Source organism: Pseudoflavonifractor sp. An44 (assembly GCF_002161675.1).
In the GTDB taxonomy this organism is placed as follows: domain Bacteria; phylum Bacillota; class Clostridia; order Oscillospirales; family Oscillospiraceae; genus Enterenecus; species Enterenecus faecium.
The window spans coordinates 20,664-37,045 of sequence record NZ_NFIH01000007.1; the positions used below are offsets into that span (position 1 = coordinate 20,664).

At 52.4% G+C, this 16,382-nt stretch carries 16 protein-coding genes; 13 read left to right on the top strand and 3 right to left on the bottom strand.

Features of this window, described 5'->3' with window-relative positions; genetic code table 11:
• Positions 1-13: 13 nt before the first annotated feature.
• From B5F98_RS04715 to B5F98_RS04730, 4 genes are all read left to right on the top strand, one after another.
• Positions 14-1,147: a toxic anion resistance protein gene (locus B5F98_RS04715; protein WP_087230866.1), complete on the top strand. Its 1,134-nt coding sequence runs from the start codon at positions 14-16 to the stop codon at positions 1,145-1,147.
• Positions 1,148-1,165: 18 nt separating this feature from the next.
• Entirely contained in the window at positions 1,166-1,684 is a 519-nt protein-coding gene (locus B5F98_RS04720) for a TPM domain-containing protein (RefSeq protein ID WP_087369934.1), read from the top strand.
• A gap of 13 nt (positions 1,685-1,697) precedes the next feature.
• A complete protein-coding gene (locus tag B5F98_RS12925) occupies positions 1,698-2,093 on the top strand; it encodes a hypothetical protein (protein WP_158099782.1) in 396 nt (131 codons plus the stop codon).
• Between the two features lie 94 nt (positions 2,094-2,187).
• Entirely contained in the window at positions 2,188-4,506 is a 2,319-nt protein-coding gene (locus B5F98_RS04730) for a YfhO family protein (RefSeq protein ID WP_158099783.1), read from the top strand.
• Positions 4,507-4,554: 48 nt separating this feature from the next.
• Here B5F98_RS04730 and B5F98_RS04735 read toward each other — a convergent pair whose 3' ends face one another.
• On the bottom strand, positions 4,555-5,313 hold the full coding sequence (locus B5F98_RS04735; protein ID WP_087230874.1) for a tRNA 2-thiocytidine biosynthesis TtcA family protein: 759 nt from the start codon (positions 5,311-5,313) through the stop codon (positions 4,555-4,557).
• Positions 5,314-5,530: 217 nt separating this feature from the next.
• On the opposite strand from B5F98_RS04735, the gene rplM reads away from it, so the two are divergent.
• Positions 5,531-5,962 carry a 50S ribosomal protein L13 gene (gene rplM / locus B5F98_RS04740; RefSeq protein WP_087230877.1) on the top strand — a complete coding sequence of 144 codons (432 nt, stop codon included), beginning with the start codon at positions 5,531-5,533 and terminating at the stop codon, positions 5,960-5,962.
• Positions 5,963-5,976: 14 nt separating this feature from the next.
• Positions 5,977-6,381, top strand: a complete 405-nt coding sequence (gene rpsI, locus B5F98_RS04745) for a 30S ribosomal protein S9 (protein ID WP_087230881.1) — start codon at positions 5,977-5,979, stop codon at positions 6,379-6,381.
• 252 nt (positions 6,382-6,633) lie between these two features.
• Here rpsI and B5F98_RS04750 read toward each other — a convergent pair whose 3' ends face one another.
• Both B5F98_RS04750 and B5F98_RS04755 read right to left on the bottom strand, forming a co-directional pair.
• Positions 6,634-7,620, bottom strand: a complete 987-nt coding sequence (locus B5F98_RS04750; RefSeq protein ID WP_338134529.1) for a tyrosine-type recombinase/integrase — start codon at positions 7,618-7,620, stop codon at positions 6,634-6,636.
• A gap of 133 nt (positions 7,621-7,753) precedes the next feature.
• Positions 7,754-8,380: a helix-turn-helix transcriptional regulator gene (locus B5F98_RS04755; protein ID WP_158099784.1), complete on the bottom strand. Its 627-nt coding sequence runs from the start codon at positions 8,378-8,380 to the stop codon at positions 7,754-7,756.
• 159 nt (positions 8,381-8,539) lie between these two features.
• Between B5F98_RS04755 and B5F98_RS04760 the strand changes: the two genes are divergently transcribed.
• From B5F98_RS04760 to B5F98_RS04785, 7 genes are all read left to right on the top strand, one after another.
• Positions 8,540-8,773 (top strand): hypothetical protein, encoded by a 234-nt coding sequence (locus B5F98_RS04760; protein WP_033121804.1) that lies wholly within the window; start codon positions 8,540-8,542, stop codon positions 8,771-8,773.
• A gap of 137 nt (positions 8,774-8,910) precedes the next feature.
• On the top strand, positions 8,911-11,220 hold the full coding sequence (locus B5F98_RS04765) for a DUF3987 domain-containing protein (RefSeq protein WP_087369944.1): 2,310 nt from the start codon (positions 8,911-8,913) through the stop codon (positions 11,218-11,220).
• Between the two features lie 413 nt (positions 11,221-11,633).
• Positions 11,634-12,896 carry a plasmid recombination protein gene (locus B5F98_RS04770; RefSeq protein ID WP_087369946.1) on the top strand — a complete coding sequence of 421 codons (1,263 nt, stop codon included), beginning with the start codon at positions 11,634-11,636 and terminating at the stop codon, positions 12,894-12,896.
• A 180-nt stretch (positions 12,897-13,076) separates the two neighbouring features.
• Entirely contained in the window at positions 13,077-13,229 is a 153-nt protein-coding gene (locus B5F98_RS12930; protein ID WP_158099785.1) for a hypothetical protein, read from the top strand.
• The gene (locus tag B5F98_RS04775) at positions 13,229-14,350 is read left to right on the top strand and encodes an adenine-specific methyltransferase EcoRI family protein (protein ID WP_087369948.1); all 1,122 of its coding nucleotides are present in this window, start codon (positions 13,229-13,231) and stop codon (positions 14,348-14,350) included. Before B5F98_RS12930 ends, B5F98_RS04775 begins: the two co-directional genes overlap by 1 nt.
• Position 14,351: 1 nt before the next feature.
• The gene (locus B5F98_RS04780) at positions 14,352-15,461 is read left to right on the top strand and encodes a DUF262 domain-containing protein (protein WP_087369950.1); all 1,110 of its coding nucleotides are present in this window, start codon (positions 14,352-14,354) and stop codon (positions 15,459-15,461) included.
• 48 nt (positions 15,462-15,509) lie between these two features.
• Positions 15,510-16,382 carry a hypothetical protein gene (locus B5F98_RS04785; RefSeq protein WP_087369951.1) on the top strand — a complete coding sequence of 291 codons (873 nt, stop codon included), beginning with the start codon at positions 15,510-15,512 and terminating at the stop codon, positions 16,380-16,382.

A 16,382-nucleotide genomic window follows, 5' to 3' on the forward strand; every position in this document is an offset into this window, starting at 1 on the left:
GGAGGAATGTACCATGAACGACCATCCCGATTTCACCCCCACCCTCACCTTGAATCCCACCCTGGACTCCTCTGCCCCCGCCGCGCCCGCTGCTCCCACTCCTGCCCCCCAGGAGGCCATGGCAGAGATTCAGCTCTCCCCCCAGGAGCAGCAGATGGTGGAGGACTTTGCCCAGAAAATTGACCTCACCGACACCGCCATGGTGCTTCAGTACGGCGCTGCCGCCCAGAAGAACATTGCCGACTTCTCGGAAAACGCCCTGAACAACGTGCGCACCAAGGACCTGGGCCAGGTAGGTCAGGCCCTGTCCTCCCTGGTGGTGGAATTGAAGACCTTCGGCGAGGAGGAGAAAAGCGGCATCTTCGGCTTCTTCCAGAAGAAGAAAAAGGAGGCCATGGCCCTGAAGGCCAGCTTTGACAAGGCCGATGCCAACGTGGATAAGATTGTGGCAGTGCTGGAAAACCACCAGCTGACCCTGATGAAGGACATCGCCATGCTGGACCAGATGTATGATCTGAACACGAAATATTATAAGGAGCTGACCATGTATATCCTGGCTGGCAAGAAGGCTCTGGACAAGGCCCGCACCGAGACCCTGGCCCAGCTCCAGCAGACTGCCACCCAGACCAAAACCCAGGAGGCGGCCCAGAAGTACAACGACTACGCCAACCTGTGCAACCGCTTTGAAAAGAAGCTCCACGACCTGGAGCTGACCCGCATGGTGTCCATCCAGATGGGCCCCCAGACCCGAATGATTCAGAACAACGACGCCCTGATGCTGGAGAAGATTCAGTCCTCTCTGGTCAACACCATCCCCCTGTGGAAGAGCCAGATGGTGCTGGCCTTAGGGTTAGAGCACTCCCGTCAGGCCGCCGCAGCCCAGAGCGCGGTGTCGGATATGACCAACCAGCTGCTGCAAAAGAATGCAGAGATGCTCCACATGGGCACCGTGGAGGCCGCCCGGGAGTCCGAGCGGGGCATTGTGGACCTGGAGACCCTTCAACACACCAACCAGCAGCTCATCGCCACCCTGGACGAGGTCATGGACATCCAGACCCAGGGCGCACAGAAGCGCCGGGAGGCAGAGGTGGAGCTTCAGCGCATCGAGGGCGAGCTGAAGCAGAAGCTGCTGGAACTGCGGGGCTGATCCCCGGGGTGACCTTGGATGAAACTATTCAAACGAACCGGCGTGGCCGTCCTGCTTACCGTCATGATGATCATCCTGGCGGTGGGCATCGGCCTGGCCCGCCGACCCGGCCGCGGCGGACACGTCGCTGCCTCTCAGGACTCCCCATGGTTCGTCTCGGACCAGGCCGGGGTGCTCACCTCCTCCGGCATCAAGCAGTTGGAGAGCAACAACCGCTCTCTGGACAGCTCCATGGGTGTGGTCATCGGCTGTCTCACCTGCAACTACGGAAAAGACGACTTGGGCAACTACGCCATGGAACAGGCAGAACAGATGGGCCTGGGCGCCAACGACTTCATGGTGGTGCTGGACATCTCGGGAGAGAACTACTGGCTCATTCAGGGCAGCGGTCTCACCGACCTGTTCACCGACGATGACTGCGCCGCCTATGCCCATGAATATATGGAGGAGCCCTTTGCCAAGGGAGACTATACCCAGGCCCTGCTCTCCCTCTCCGACGCTCTGACCCAGTGGTATCAGACCCACTATCTGGCCTAACTTGGGAGGTATTATGGATATCTTAATCATCTTCCTGCTGATACTTGTGGTGCTGGCCCTGAGGGAGGGCTCCCGGTACCGCCAGTATCGGAGCGGCTACTACGGCCCCAACTACATGTACCGTCCCTTCTGGATGTTCCCCCCTCGTCCCCACCACCATCATCACCACCCCCCTCACCCGCCCATGGGTGGGCGGCCTATGGGTGGACGGCCGGGACATGGCCCCTCCACCTCCTTCCGCGGTCCCCGTCCCGGCGGCGGGTTCGGCGGTGGACGCTCCAGCCGCCCTGGCAGTTTCGGAGGCGGTCGCTCCTTCGGGGGCGGCGGCCGTTCGTTCGGGGGTGGCCGCTCTTTTGGCGGCGGTGGAGGCCGTTCCTTCGGCGGTGGCCGAGGCGGCGGACGGCGCTGACTCGAACAAGGCTGCAAGAGCATACCCCTCTTGCAGCCTTTTCCATTGCCCCCCACAGAGGCACACCAAATTTCCACCACAAGAGGTGATTTTGTTGAAATCCCGTATCAAGCCCACGCCCCTGCTATACGCTCTGGCTTTTCTCGTCCCCGTCCTGCTTCTGCTGGTGGTCTATACCCGTTTGGGGCTGGCCCCCTGGGGGAACAACACCATTCTGATGTCCGACATGTCATCCCAGTATGTGGAGTTCTTCTGTGCCTTGAAGCACGGGGATGTGTTTTTCTCCTGGTCCAAGGCCCTGGGCACCTCCTACATCGGGGTGTTCTCCTACTACGTCTCCAGCCCCCTGTCCCTGCTCACCCTGCTGGTGCCCAATGAGTACATGCCCATGGGATTGATGTTCCTCACGGTGTTGAAGGTGGGACTGGCGGGGCTGACCTGCTGCATCTTCCTGCGCTCCTACCTCCGGCACAGCGCCCTGTTTCTCCCCATGCTCTCCACCTGCTACGCCCTGTGCTCCTACACCGCCGCCTACTCCCTGTGCATCATGTGGCTGGATGGGCTCATCTGGCTGCCTGTCATCCTCCTGGGATTGGAGCGGATTCTGGCGGGGCGGCGGCCCTGGCTGTTCTTTGGCAGTCTTGTGGTGTGCTTTATCTCCACTTGGTACATTTCCTATATGATCGGTATCTTCTGCTGTATATGGCTGGTCTACCGGGGGTGGTGCGAGGTCCCTGCGCGGAAGGACCTGTTACGCCACATCCGTTCTTTCCTTCTCTCCGCTCTGGCCGCCCTGGGGCTCACCGCCTGGATGTGGGTGCCCTCCCTGCTGGCCATTTTCAGCGGAAAGCTGGGGGACGCCACCATGGACTACTCCAGTCTCACCAACTTTCCCCTGTGGCAGCTGCCCAGCCGCCTGTTCTCCGGCCAACCGGCAGGACTGACCAACTCTGCCCTGCCCTATCTGTTCTGCGGCACGGTGATCTTGATGCTGGCCCTGGTCTTTTTCTTCTATCCCGCCATTTCCGGCCGGAACAAGCTGGCCGCTCTGGCGGTGTTGGTGGTGCTGGTGCTCTCTCTGTGGCTGTCCCCCCTGGACAAGATGTGGCACCTCTTCCAAATGCCCAACTGGTTCCCCTATCGGTACAGCTTCGTCTTCTCCTTCTTCCTGGTGGTTCTGGCTGGCCAAGTGTTGGCAGCTCTGCCAAAGTCCTTCACCACCTGGAAGCTGGCCCCGGTGGTCACCCTGGTGCTGTTCTGTCTCACCGCCTGGGAGCTGGGCTACAACACCCAGACTACCATGCTGGACATTCGGGAGGTGTTCCACTGCCAGTCCTACGCCGACTACGTGGCCTACTATCAGGAGAATGAGGCCCTGGTGGAACAAGCTCAGGAGGCGGACACCGACTTCTACCGCATGGGGGCCACCTACGACCGGGGCGACAACAGCCCCCTCTCCTTCGGCTATGCCGGGATCACCCACTACAGCAGCATTTATAACAAACAGGTCAACACCTTTTTAAAGCAGCTGGGCTTTGCCCAAGGCTGGATGTGGAGCGTCTACTACGGCTCCACCCCCGTCACCGACAGCCTGCTGGGAGTCCGCTATGTGCTCAGCAACCAGGAGTTCCCCGGCTATGAAGAGGCGGGCCACAGCGGCAGCCTGACCCTGTGGGAAAACCCGGACGCTCTGCCCCTGGCCTATGTCTCTCAGGGACAGGTTTCCACCATTCTTCCCCGTGGGTACACTCCCTTTGAGACCCAGACGTATCTGCTCAACCAGCTCACCGGCTCCACCCAAGAGGTATTCTCCTCCATTGACCTGGAGGTACAGGAAGGTGCTAACCAGATCACCCTGCGCATCCACGGCACCGGGAATCCCGTCTACGCCTATCTGGACCAAAACGGGTTCACCGCTCTGTCTGTGGACGGCGAGTACCGCTGTTCCCTCACCCCCTATGAGGAGCAGCGCATCCATTACCTGGGCACTCCTGCTGAGGGAGAGAACCTGGAGGTAACCATCGCCTGCAACACCACCCTGTCCAGCCTGGACTGGAATGCCCTGGTGCAGCAGCTGGACCAGGACGCCCTCCGGGATGCGCTGGCCCTGTTGGACAACACCCAGGTGGACACAGTCACCAACTCCCGCGTCTCCCTCCAGGCCACCACTGACACACCCTCCACTCTGGTCACCACCATCCCTGCCGAGGACGGCTGGACCGCCTACGTGGACGGGAAAAAGGTGGACACCGGGGTGTGCTGGGACACCTTCCTCACCGTGGAACTCACCCCCGGCACCCACCAGGTCACCTTCCGCTATACTGCGCCCGGGCTCACCCTGGGCCTGGGTCTGGGCGGTGTCACCGTTGTAGCCTTCCTGGGCTGGCTGGTGTGGAAATGGAATAAATCCTGACAGACACAAAATGCCGTGGTGCAACCAAGCACCACGGCATTTTTCTGGTCAATGTTCTTTGGTGGGCTCCTCCGCCAAGGGGCGGCGGCGGTACTCTCTGGGCCCCCACTCGGGCAGGGGCAGGCGCTGCATGGCTCCAAACACATAGTTTTTCAGATTGGGGTAGGTCTTGGACAGCTCCGCCACCAGCTCCTTCACCTCCTGACGGCGGGTGTTACCATCCGCCGGACAGGGGTTGTGGACGATGGGCAGGTTGTGCCGCTTGGCAGCTCCCCGCACCATCCCCTCCCCGCAGTAGAGCAGGGGGCGAATCTGGGTGATGCCCATGCGGTCCAGATAGGTCACCGGCTGGAAGCAGGACAGCCGCCCCTCATAGAAGAGGGAGAGGAAGAAGGTCTCCACAGCATCATCGTAGTGGTGGCCCAGGGCAATCTTATTCAGCCCCAACTCGGCCATGGCATTGTGGAGGGCTCCACGGCGCATCTTGGCACACATGGAGCAGGGATTCTTTTCCTTGCGCACATTAAAAATAATGTCAAAGATCTGGGTGGGGATGATGTGGTAGGGCACCTCCAGCTGGTCACACAGGGTTTGCACCGGGCCGAAGTCCATCTCCGGCACGCCGGGATGCACCGTCAAGGCGTGGAGCTCAAAGGGCACGGGGTAGAATTTTTGCAGCCGGGCCATGGCGGTGAGCAGCACCAGGGAGTCCTTCCCCCCCGAAACCCCCACAGCGATACGGTCTCCGGGCTGAATCATATCATAATCCTCAATACAACGGCGCAAATGGGATAAAATCAGCTGCATTTATTTGACCTCCAAATAGCAAAATGAAAACGAGATTTTAAGAGTATTCAAGAGAACACATGAGAATACAGGAGTATATAAAACACAAATTAAAAAAAGCATGTTTTTTTGTTGACACCAGGCAACCCCCGTATTATAATACATCCTGCGCCTTCTTGTAAAGGAAGGAAACCCCGTGTTTTTTTATAATAAATCAAGATAAATGGAGGAAACCGATATGTCTACCTTTATGGCAAACAAGGGTAACATCGAGCGCAAGTGGTACATTCTCGATGCTGCCGGCAAGCCTCTGGGCAAGACCGCTGCCGCCGCCGCTACCCTGCTGCGTGGTAAGCACAAGCCCGAGTACACCCCCCACGCCGACTGCGGCGACTTCGTCATCGTCATCAACGCTGACAAGGCCGTCCTCACCGGCAAGAAGGGCGAGCAGAAGTTCTATCGCACCCACTCCGGCTATGTGGGCGGTCTGAAGGAGACCAAGTACCGCATCCTGATGCAGGAGAAGCCCGAGCTGGCTATGCGTGTGGCTGTGCGCGGCATGCTGCCCCGCAACATCATCACCAAGGACTCTCTGAGCCGCCTGAAGATCTATCGTGGCGACGCTCACAAGCACGAGGCTCAGAAGCCCGAGGCTTGGACTGTTGAATAAGGAGGTAACCGACTATGTATAAGAGCAAGAAGCCCTATCACTACGGCACCGGCCGTCGGAAGTCCTCCGTGGCTCGTGTGCACCTGTTCCCCAACGGCACCGGCTCCATCACCATCAACGGCCGTGACATCGAGGAGTACTTCGGCCTGGAGACCCTGAAGATGGTGGTCCGTCAGCCCCTGAACACCACCGGCGTCATCGGCAAGGTGGACGTGGTTGCCACCGTCACCGGCGGCGGCGTCACCGGTCAGGCTGGCGCTCTGCGCCACGGCATCTCCCGCGCCCTGCTGGAGATGGACCCCGAGTTCCGCGCCTCTCTGAAGGCTGCCGGCTTCCTGACCCGCGATCCTCGTATGAAGGAGCGTAAGAAGTACGGTCTGAAGGCCGCCCGTCGCGCTCCCCAGTTCAGCAAGCGCTAATCTCACTTACCCAAGAGATAATTTCCACTGCTTCTCAGTACGTCTTTGGACGCTGTTTTGCAGAAAATTGGATGGTTTTGGAGTTGTGAGAGTTCCTCAGGAGTGTTCCGTTTTGCTTCGTAAGAAGCAAGCAAGGAGCACACAAGGAACAAGAATCGCAAGCGAAAACAAAAGCCTTATGAAGCAGGAGATCGTTCCGCAAGGAGCGTATCTCCTGCTTTTTTTGTGTTGCACGGCTTTTCCTTCTTCCGTTTAGATCTTGTTGATTGCCTCCACCAGTGTTTCAATATCCAGGTGGGTGTAGACACGTTCGGTGAGCGTCATGGCACCGGAGTGTCCCACAATCTTCTTGATCATGGTTTGGTCTACGTGGGCTTCTGTCAGCATGGAGATACAGGTGTGCCGGGTACAGTGTGGCGTTTGGTCATATCCAAGCTGCTCCATCAGGGGCGTGAAGTAACTGTCGTAGTAGTTCCTGTAGTCAAAGTGCTTTTGATCCGGTGTGTGGAGCAGATATTCACACTGAGAACCTTCGTACCACGCTTTGTAGAATGGTAGCACCTTGTCGGCAATGGGAACTTTCCGCAGGCCGTTTTCGGTTTTGCTGGCGATCACATCGAAATACTGTTCTTCCAGATGTACGTTTTCCTTTTTCAAGTCGAGGAACTCCGAGATGCGGCAACCGTTGTAGATCAGCATCAGCACGATCTGATAGTACGGGTCCTCTGCAAGCTCCCATAGGCGGGCAATCTGCTCCTTTGTGAACTTGTTCCGGTCACGTTTGTTTGGATTCTTATCCTTGTACCGGCTCAAATCCACAAACTCGGAGTAATCCTTGTTGCAGATATCGTTTTTCATGGCGTAGGCATACAGCTGGTTGAACAGCCCCTTGAGTTTTTTCAGAGTGGGGTAATTCTTCTCACAGGTGTCCACCACAAATTGAAGATCCATCAGCCGAATATCCCGAAATACCTTGTTGTAAAGTGTTCCGCATACCCGATAGGACGCCTCATAGCCTTTTACATTTGACTTGGAGATGGTGGGAAACTTCTCCTTTGACCAGCGTTCATAGACCTCCTGGAAGGTGGCTTTGGATGCCTTGATGTCAAAGGGATTGTTGTTGTACTCTGCCAGCATTTGCAGCCCCTCTGCTCTGGTTGCCGCATAGCCGATGGTGATTTGTTCCTGAACGGTTTTCCCTGTTTCAGGATTGACGTGCCACCCTACCGTTTTCCTCACTGCATAGGGCCTTCTTCGCTTTCCGGACATTTTCTTGACGCTTCCATATCCGTTGGGTAATCTCAAAAAATCTCAAACTTCCTTTCTCCCAGCGTTTGAATTAAATTTGATAAAGGGTATGCAACACCCTTTGTTATTCCTGGTCGCCGTTTTCCTCGGCGGCCTTTTTCATTTTCTCCAGCATCTGCCGATCCAGTTCGTTGCGCCGCTGAATGCGCTCCAAATCGGAGAGGACTTCCACTTCCTTGTCCTGCAACTTGGCATCTGCGTAGTAGGCCAGTTCCTTTTCAATCCAGCGGTCAAAGGATTCCGCATCGGTCCAATAGGTTTCCAGTTTTTCACGTTCGTCCCGGAACTCTTCCAAAATCAGACACAGGGAATCATTCATCTCGGCGGAGTGGTCATTCCCTTTGAATTTCAGGGAACAGGACCATTCTTCGCTGTGGGGCGGGCGCTGGACATCGATCTCGAACCGGATACCGGCCTTCTTGTTTAACTGGTAAAGAACCGCAATCACATCAGCCAGGCTGTCCAACTGGATTTCGGGTTTCTGGTAGCCAATTAGGTCTGCCGGAGATATGTTTAAGATTTTGGCGATGGCATTGATCATTGCTATGGATGGCTCAATTTCACCGCTTTCGTATTTTTGAACTGTGCGCATCGTCTTGTCCAGGCGTTGTGCAAGCTCTGTTTGGCTCAAGTGAGCTGCCTTGCGGGCAGCTTTGATTCTCTCGCCAATTTCGGCTGGGTTGCTGTGCATTGTCATCACCTCGTTTGTATTGTAACACGAGGCTGTGCGAATTGCAAGGTCGTAATACGAATAATTTTTTCGTATTCAGTGTTGACAAGCAGTCTTGGATGGCTTATAATCAAAATACGAACTAATAATTCGCATATCAGCAATAAGGAGGTCATTAACATGGAAAAGAAAGTTTATGTCGAACTGCCGCCCTTCACTGGACGCAATGTCCCCATCACCGAGATTGCAGCCGCCATGCACAAGGATGCCCAGTATGTGCGCATTGGTTTGCAGCAGGGAATCCTGAAATTCGGCTATGCGATCAAGCTGGAAAACTCCAACGAGTACAACTACTACTGCCCCGACAGAAAGGTGTGGGAGGAAATTGGATACTTCCAGCCGGAAACCGCATAAAAAAAGAGCCCTCATCCTGGCAGATGAGAACTCTTGGCGGACAGTACAAACGGCAGCTGCCGTGTGACTATCACTCAGCAAGGATATTATAACACGACAGCTGCCAAATTCAACAATTATTTAAGGAGGAACAGAATTTGACAGCTTTACCAGACAGCATCATACAAAATGGTCTGTTCTGCTGCTGGAAGTATGAGGAACGGAATGGAAGGAAAACGAAGGTGCCATACCAGCCGGAAACCGGCCTGGGAGCGAAAAGCAACGATCCTTCCAGCTTTGTACCTTATAAAACAGCAGTGCAGGCCAGCGGATATGATGGCATCGGAATTGGCATTTTCAACGGCATCTGTGCGATTGACCTGGATAACTGCGTTTCAGACAGCGGCTATTACACCCAGACCGCCGCAGAAATTGTGGCCTTAATGCACAGCTATACCGAGTACAGCCCCAGTGGAAACGGTCTGCACATCCTCTTTTCGGCAAAAGGCTTTCAGTATGATACCAAGCGATTTTACATTATGAACCATCAGGCTGGAATAGAGGTTTATGTGGCGGGAGCAACCAACAAATATGTCACCGTGACCGGAAACCGCTGTGAGGATTATGAGTATGGGGACCGGACCCAGGAGCTGCAAGTGTTACTGGACAAGTTCATGCGCAGGCCAGAGGTAGGCGCAGAAAATGCAATAAATGCAAAAAACTCTGATTTAAGCGTGGACCAGCTTCTGCAACTGGCAAAAAGCAGTAAGAATGGGGCAGCGTTCACAGCCCTTTGGAACGGTTCGTTGGAGGGATATTCGTCCCCATCAGAGGCCGATCTGGCACTGTGCAGTCATCTCGCCTTTTGGACAGGACGGGATGCTGCCAAGATGGACACTATGTTCCGGCACTCGGGATTGATGCGGGAGAAATGGGACCGGCAGCAATCCGGCACAACGTATGGTGCAATCACCATTCAGAAGGCAATCGAGCATTGCCGGGAAATCTACACTCCAAAAGCGGAGCCGTCACCGGTTTTTCAACCTATTGTTCCGCTGACGCCACAGTGGAGTGATCTGCCTGCATTTCCGGTAGACGCTCTCCCGGATGTAATTCGGAATTATGTGAGTGCGGTGGCCGAACACAGTCAGACTGCCCCGGACATGGCAGCGGTGATCAGCCTGGGTGTGCTGGCAACCTGCTTACAAGGAAAATACAAGATAGAGGGAACGCCGGGATACTATGAACCTTTGAGCTTGTACACAGTGGTAATCGCCGCACCGGGGGAGCGAAAGTCCAGCGTCATGCGGGATATGACCACATTCCTCTATGAGTATGAGCAGGAATATAACAAGGCGCACACCATGGAAATACGGGAAAACCATTTGCAGCGGGAATCTCTGGAGCGCCAGATCTCCGGTCTGCAAAAGAAGCTGGAGCGCAAGGAAAGTCGGGAAATGGAGCTGGAGCTGCGGCAGCTTCAGGAGCAGCTGGAAGAAACTCCAGAATTAAAGCCGGTTCGCTTTTTTGCGGACGATTGTTCCAGTGAAGCTCTGACCAGCTTAATGGCGGCCAACAACGGAGTGTTCTCCGTGATCTCCACCGAGGGCGGTATCTTTGACATCATGGCCGGACGGTATTCCAACAAATCCAACATTGATGTCTGGCTGAAAGGTCATTGTGGAGATGCCATTTATGTGGATCGAATGACCCGTGAAGCAGAGTGCATCATGCACCCGGCACTGTCGGCTATCCTCTCTATTCAGCCCAGTGTGCTGGATGAAATCATGTCCAATACTACCATGACCGGGCGGGGCTTGATTGCCCGCTTCCTGTATGCGTCCCCACCGTCCAAAATTGGCAGCCGGGTCTTTCGCACCCAGCCGATCCCGCCCGAGGTAGTTGCCGCTTACCGCAGCTTGATTTTTCGCCTGATGGCTCTGCCGATTGGTGGAGATGCCCAGACGGTACACCTTTCAGAAAAAGCCTTTGACCTGATGGCCGATTACTTTCAGGAACATGAGAAGTTTCTGGTTGGCGAGGGGCAGGCAATTTCCGATTGGGCAAGCAAATATATCGGTGCCGTACTCCGGATTGCGGGACTGTTGCACTGTGCTGATATGGAAGATGACAAAGCAGAAGTGACAGCTTCTACGATGAGCAAGGCGATTCAGATCGGCAAATACTTTCTGGCTCATTCCACCTACGCCTATTCCATGATGGGCGCTGACTTAACCATCCAGAAAGCCAAATTTGTCCTGGCAAAGCTGAAAAAGAAGAACGTATCGGTGATCAAACGTTCTGAGCTTTTTCAGATGTGCCGGGGGAAGTTCTTTAAGAAAACGGAGGAGATTTTTCCGACGCTGGAACTGCTGGAGGGACATGGATACATTCGGCTGGAAGAACCGGAACGCCAGTCTGTGGGCAGACCAGCCGATGTGAAAATCATTGTGAACCCCGCAGCATGAAACCGGAATTTTCTGCATTTATTGCATTTCCTGCACAGAGTTGCACTCTGGTATCGCACCACCGTCCCCATCGAAAAATCCGCAGATTTGGAGATGGATGGTTCGGGAGAATCCGGAGGATTTTCCCGAACTGTGGTCGGCAGGATTGCTTACAGGAGCAAGGATGCCGGACACACCTGGCTTGCTGTGTGGATAGCACACGCAAGACAGGGAGACTCCCGCAGGAGCCGCATCCCCCAAGGGGAAGATTCCCCCACAGTGTGGGGGAAATGTCGCAGAGCGACAAAGGGGGAGCGGTCCGCAGGACCCCACGATACTTTGCAGCCGCAGGATGAAAGTATCATAGTGGGTTATTACACTTCCGCAGGAAGTGCGCCCCGGCCCGCAGGCCGTACAAACGTGAAAGGAGCTCTATGGCGAGAAACGACGGGATTGACCGTACCAGTGCAAGAAACGTAAACTTGACTGCCGCCAAAATCGGAAATGCCCAGCGGCACAATGAACGAGAAAAAGAATCCTATACCAACCCAGATATTATACCAGAATGCACCCCTCAGAACATCCATTTTAAGAAACCTACCGCCGGATATGCAGAGATGTTTGCTCAGATGGAGCAGGATGGCATAATCTCCACTCGTGGTTTGAAATCAGATGCCAACCTTTACGGGGAACTGATTTTTGATGTCAACTCCGCCTACTTCTATAACCATGGCGGGTATGAGTTTGCCAAGCGATTTTATGGGGACGCTTACAAAGCTGCCATAGAGATCGTTGGCGGCGAACAGTATATTCTCTCCGCTGTTATGCACGCCGATGAGCGTAACCGGGCCATGTCCGAAGCACTGGGGCAGGATGTATTCCATTATCATCTCCATGTGGTTTATGTTCCAGTTGTGGAGAAGCAGATCCTCTGGTCCAAGAGGTGCAAAGACAAATCACTTGTGGGAACCGTCAAGGAAACGATCATGCAGGTGAGCAGCAGCAAAAAATGGTTGTCCAAACCGGCATTGGATGAACAGGGAGAGCCCATTCGCCAAAAGAATGGAAAGTCCGTGCTGCGGAAGTCTTACAGCGTTCTCCAAGATGATTTTTTCAAAGCTATGCGCAACGCAGGATATACAGATGTGGAGCGTGGAGAACGAGGCAGTTCCGAGGAACATTTGACCGTGACACAGTTCAAGGTGGAACGGGAACAGGAGCGATTGGAACAACTTACTGCACAAACGCAGCAGAAAGAGCAGCAGGCAGCTTCTCTGGAAAAGAAGATTGAGAAAATTCAAAAACAGCAGATTGCCGTTCAGGAAGTGGAGCAAATAGAACCCCGTACAGTTCCTTTTTCTACAAAAGTCATGTTGGATCGTTCTGAATATGAAAATCTGGCAGCTGCGGCAAAGAAGTTCTATGTCCAGGAGCGCAAGGAATCCAAGCTGCAAATGGCTCTGGATGCAGCGATGAAAATAATAAGTGAGTTGAAAGCAAAGGTCACCGCACTGACCGCAGAGTTGGCAGAGTACAAGTCTATTCGTGGTCAGCTTCACACAGCGGACTTGGAGAAGGAAAATGGTAATCTCCGCAGGAAGCTCCGTAGCTATGAAACTGTAATTTCTCGGAATAATTTGTGGGCGTATTTTTCGCAGCATAGAAGAAACGAGATTGATAGAGGAGAGTCGCGATAATTAACAAATAGGAGGTTGGGTTTTTACCTGGCCTCCTGTTTGTCAAACAAGGCGGAGAAATATCTTATCTACAGCTATAAAACAAAGATGGAGCCGGTCTAAGTTTGTTGATTTATGTGACATTTTGTGGTACACTATTACACAAGTACACAATTAAATGTGCATGCGAGGTAAACGATTATGGCAGAAAGAAACATGGTAAATCTGACAATCACGATGACACGGGAAGAGCGCAAGGCGCTCAAGCAGATTGCTTTGGATAAAGACATGACGGTTTCTGCCCTTCTGCGTGAATGGCTGAAAGAATATCAGGCAAAGGAGGCAGAGCAATAATGGCAAAGAACGCTGACCTGGGTGCTGCAAGGACAGCTAAGAAGGATGAATTTTATACGCAGTTGACTGATATTGAGAAGGAAATGCGGTATTATCGCAAGCACTTCCAAGGTAAGACTGTGCTGTGTAACTGCGATGACCCGTTTGAGAGCAACTTTTTTAAGTATTTTGCTCTGAACTTCAATCGTTTGGGGCTGAAAAAGCTGATTGCAACTTGCTACTATTCGTCTCCGATTGCAGGGCAGCAGTTACAATATGGTTGTGACGCAAACGGCCAGATGACTTTTTACTTTGAAGATAAGGGCGTGGAAGAGAATAAAAGCAAGCGTCCTTATAAGGCTGTGGTTACTCAAGTATATGACAAGAAAGGCGACGGCGGTGTGGACATGCTGGATGTGGCAGAACTGTTCCGCTCCGGCGAAAACGAGTTGGTGGAGTTGGAGGGCGATGGCGATTTCCGTTCGCCTGAATGTCTGGATTTGTTGGATGAAGCCGATATTGTGGTCACAAATCCCCCATTTTCGTTATTCCGTGACTATGTAGCGGTGTTGATGGAACACCAGAAGCACTTCATCATAATCGGCAATGTAAACGCAATTACATACAAAGAGATTTTCCCTCTGATTATGGAGAATAAGCTCTGGTTTGGAGCAAGTATCCATTCGGGTGACCGGAAGTTCTATGTCCCAGACGATTATCCGCTAAATGCTGCGGGCTGTGGTGTAGATGAAGATGGAAAGCGGTATATTCGGGTCAAAGGTGTTCGTTGGTATACAAACCTTGATTTGAAGCAGCGCCATGAAGAGATGATTCTGGTAAAGCGCTATAATCCTGCTGAATATCCAATGTTTGATAATTACGACGCCGTTGAAGTATCTAAAACATGCGATATTCCATGTAATTACGATGGCGTAATGGGCGTTCCTATTACTTTTATGGATAAATACAGTCCAGATCAGTTTGAAATTTTAGGCTGCACCGAAAGTGAAGGGAAAGGATTTTCTCATGGTTTATGGCATGAGGATTCGGGTGTTGCTCAGCCCCTTATTGATGGAACCCGAAAGTATAAACGAATTTTCATTCGAAACAAACACCCAGAACCGCCAAAAGAGGTGAAATGATATGCAGATCAATGAACTAAAAGTGACTGTCGGTGAAGTCTGTGAGGGATACTTCAACGACGCAGAGGAAGGTGTCGTTGGCTACGACGAGCGCCTTGATATAAGACCGAAGTATCAGCGGGAGTTCGTCTATAAAGACGCTCAGCGTGATGAAGTCATTCGCACTGTCATGAAGGGCTTGCCGCTTAACGTGATGTATTGGTGTAAGGTAAAGAAAGAGGATGGTTCCGACGGATTCGAGGTGCTGGATGGTCAGCAGCGTACCATTTCCCTGTGCGAGTATGTAGACGGTACCTTCTCTGTAGATGACAAGTATTTTTATAATCTTCCGGCCGACAAGAAGCAGCAGATTCTTGACTATCCCCTGTTTGTGTATGTCTGTGATGGTACGGACAGCGAAAAGCTGGATTGGTTCCGTATTATCAATATTGCAGGCGAAGAATTGACCGATCAGGAGTTGCGGAACGCCGTCTATGCCGGTAGCTGGACTTCTGACGCAAAGCGGTATTTCTCTAAGACCGGTTGCGCAGCAGGTACGCTGGCTGGTGATTATTTGAAAGGCGCTTCTATCCGTCAGGAATACCTTGAAACGGCTATTTTCTGGGCGGCCAGCGCTGAAGGAAAAACCATTGAAGCGTACATGGCTGAGCATCAGAACGACCCAAGTGCGGTGCAGTTGTGGAACTATTTCCGCTCTGTGATCGACTGGGTACAAGCGATTTTCCCGAAAAAGCGCAAAGAAATGAAGGGGCTTCCGTGGGGCCTTTTCTACAATCAGCACGGCAAGCGGACAGACCTTGACCCCAAGAAGCTGGAGACGGAAATTCAGCGACTCATGGGCGATGAAGATGTGACCAAAAAATCCGGTATTTATGAGTACCTGCTGACTGGCCAAGAAAAGAAATTGTCGATTCGTGCTTTTGACCGCCGAGATGCTCTGGCTGCTTACGAGAAGCAAGAACATAAGTGTGCTATTTGTGGTGAAGAATTTGAGTTTGAACAGATGCACGCTGATCATATTACACCTTGGAGCAAAGGCGGCAAGACAACGCCTGATAACTGTCAAATGCTTTGCCGGGATTGTAATCTAAAAAAAGGTGCACAGGAATAGGCTTCAAGAGAACGTGGCTAAAGAATTGGGCTGCAAGGAGGGGATTAATTGAAGAATATGTTTAATATCTACTATATCAACAACGAGAAAGCTTCCGAAATTTCAATGTTGTTTGATAATCAGATAGTAGAGAAAATTACTCGTATTAAGAACACAGAACTATCATTAGCGGGTGATATGGATGCCACTACAAGCGCTGCTTCAAAGATTCCCGTTATTGGTCAGTATTTGCCCAGCATAGATCTAAATGGTAATTTATCTCATAGTAGATCTAATGGAGTGGAAGATACCGTAAAAGTAGTAAGCTCTAAATCAACAATTCTCAAACCTATTTATGAAAAAGCCAAAGAAGTGCGTCGGTTGGACGATAGCAAGGTTGGGAATTTGGTAAAAATTAAAGATGTTTACCTTACTGTCGTAAATTCCAATGATGTTTTGGCTACAAAAGCGCTTATGAGTGGTTTGGTGAGTCAAGTACCTGTTAAAGGCATTGGTAATATGAACTTCACCTCTCTTGTGGAGGTAATGTTTAAAGGCTCCGCCTATGTTCTTTGCGGTGAGTTGCCACATAGATTTGGCTCCAATGAGCACATGATGCTCAAAATTCCCATGAGCGCTGAAAATGAAATGGAAAGTCAGTACAGCATTTCGGACATTGAGATCGGTAAAGTTACTGTGCTTGGCATTTATCGAGGAGAATTTGAACGCAGTGATGTTGAGCGAAAGATCAATCGCATGATGGCGTTAAACGATAGCAGTAAAAAGAATCAAGAGCAGACAGTCGATTTTCAAGACAGTGGTATGGATATTGAAGATGGCGTCCAAGAAGAGGCTAAAAAAGATATTCCGAATGCTTCTGGTACGCAGGGGAAGGTTCATTACATCGATGTTATTGCAATTATTCAGGACCTTAATGCTTAG

Coding starts and splice junctions, on each gene's coding strand:
- B5F98_RS04715 (WP_087230866.1), top strand. CDS start 14: ATGAACGACCATCCCGATTTCACCCCCACCCTCACCTTGAATCCCACC.
- B5F98_RS04775 (WP_087369948.1), top strand. CDS start 13,229: ATGGCAAAGAACGCTGACCTGGGTGCTGCAAGGACAGCTAAGAAGGAT.
- rplM (WP_087230877.1), top strand. CDS start 5,531: ATGTCTACCTTTATGGCAAACAAGGGTAACATCGAGCGCAAGTGGTAC.
- B5F98_RS04720 (WP_087369934.1), top strand. CDS start 1,166: ATGAAACTATTCAAACGAACCGGCGTGGCCGTCCTGCTTACCGTCATG.
- B5F98_RS04770 (WP_087369946.1), top strand. CDS start 11,634: ATGGCGAGAAACGACGGGATTGACCGTACCAGTGCAAGAAACGTAAAC.
- rpsI (WP_087230881.1), top strand. CDS start 5,977: ATGTATAAGAGCAAGAAGCCCTATCACTACGGCACCGGCCGTCGGAAG.
- B5F98_RS04760 (WP_033121804.1), top strand. CDS start 8,540: ATGGAAAAGAAAGTTTATGTCGAACTGCCGCCCTTCACTGGACGCAAT.
- B5F98_RS04780 (WP_087369950.1), top strand. CDS start 14,352: ATGCAGATCAATGAACTAAAAGTGACTGTCGGTGAAGTCTGTGAGGGA.
- B5F98_RS12930 (WP_158099785.1), top strand. CDS start 13,077: ATGGCAGAAAGAAACATGGTAAATCTGACAATCACGATGACACGGGAA.
- B5F98_RS12925 (WP_158099782.1), top strand. CDS start 1,698: ATGGATATCTTAATCATCTTCCTGCTGATACTTGTGGTGCTGGCCCTG.
- B5F98_RS04735 (WP_087230874.1), bottom strand. CDS start 5,313: ATGCAGCTGATTTTATCCCATTTGCGCCGTTGTATTGAGGATTATGAT.
- B5F98_RS04755 (WP_158099784.1), bottom strand. CDS start 8,380: ATGCACAGCAACCCAGCCGAAATTGGCGAGAGAATCAAAGCTGCCCGC.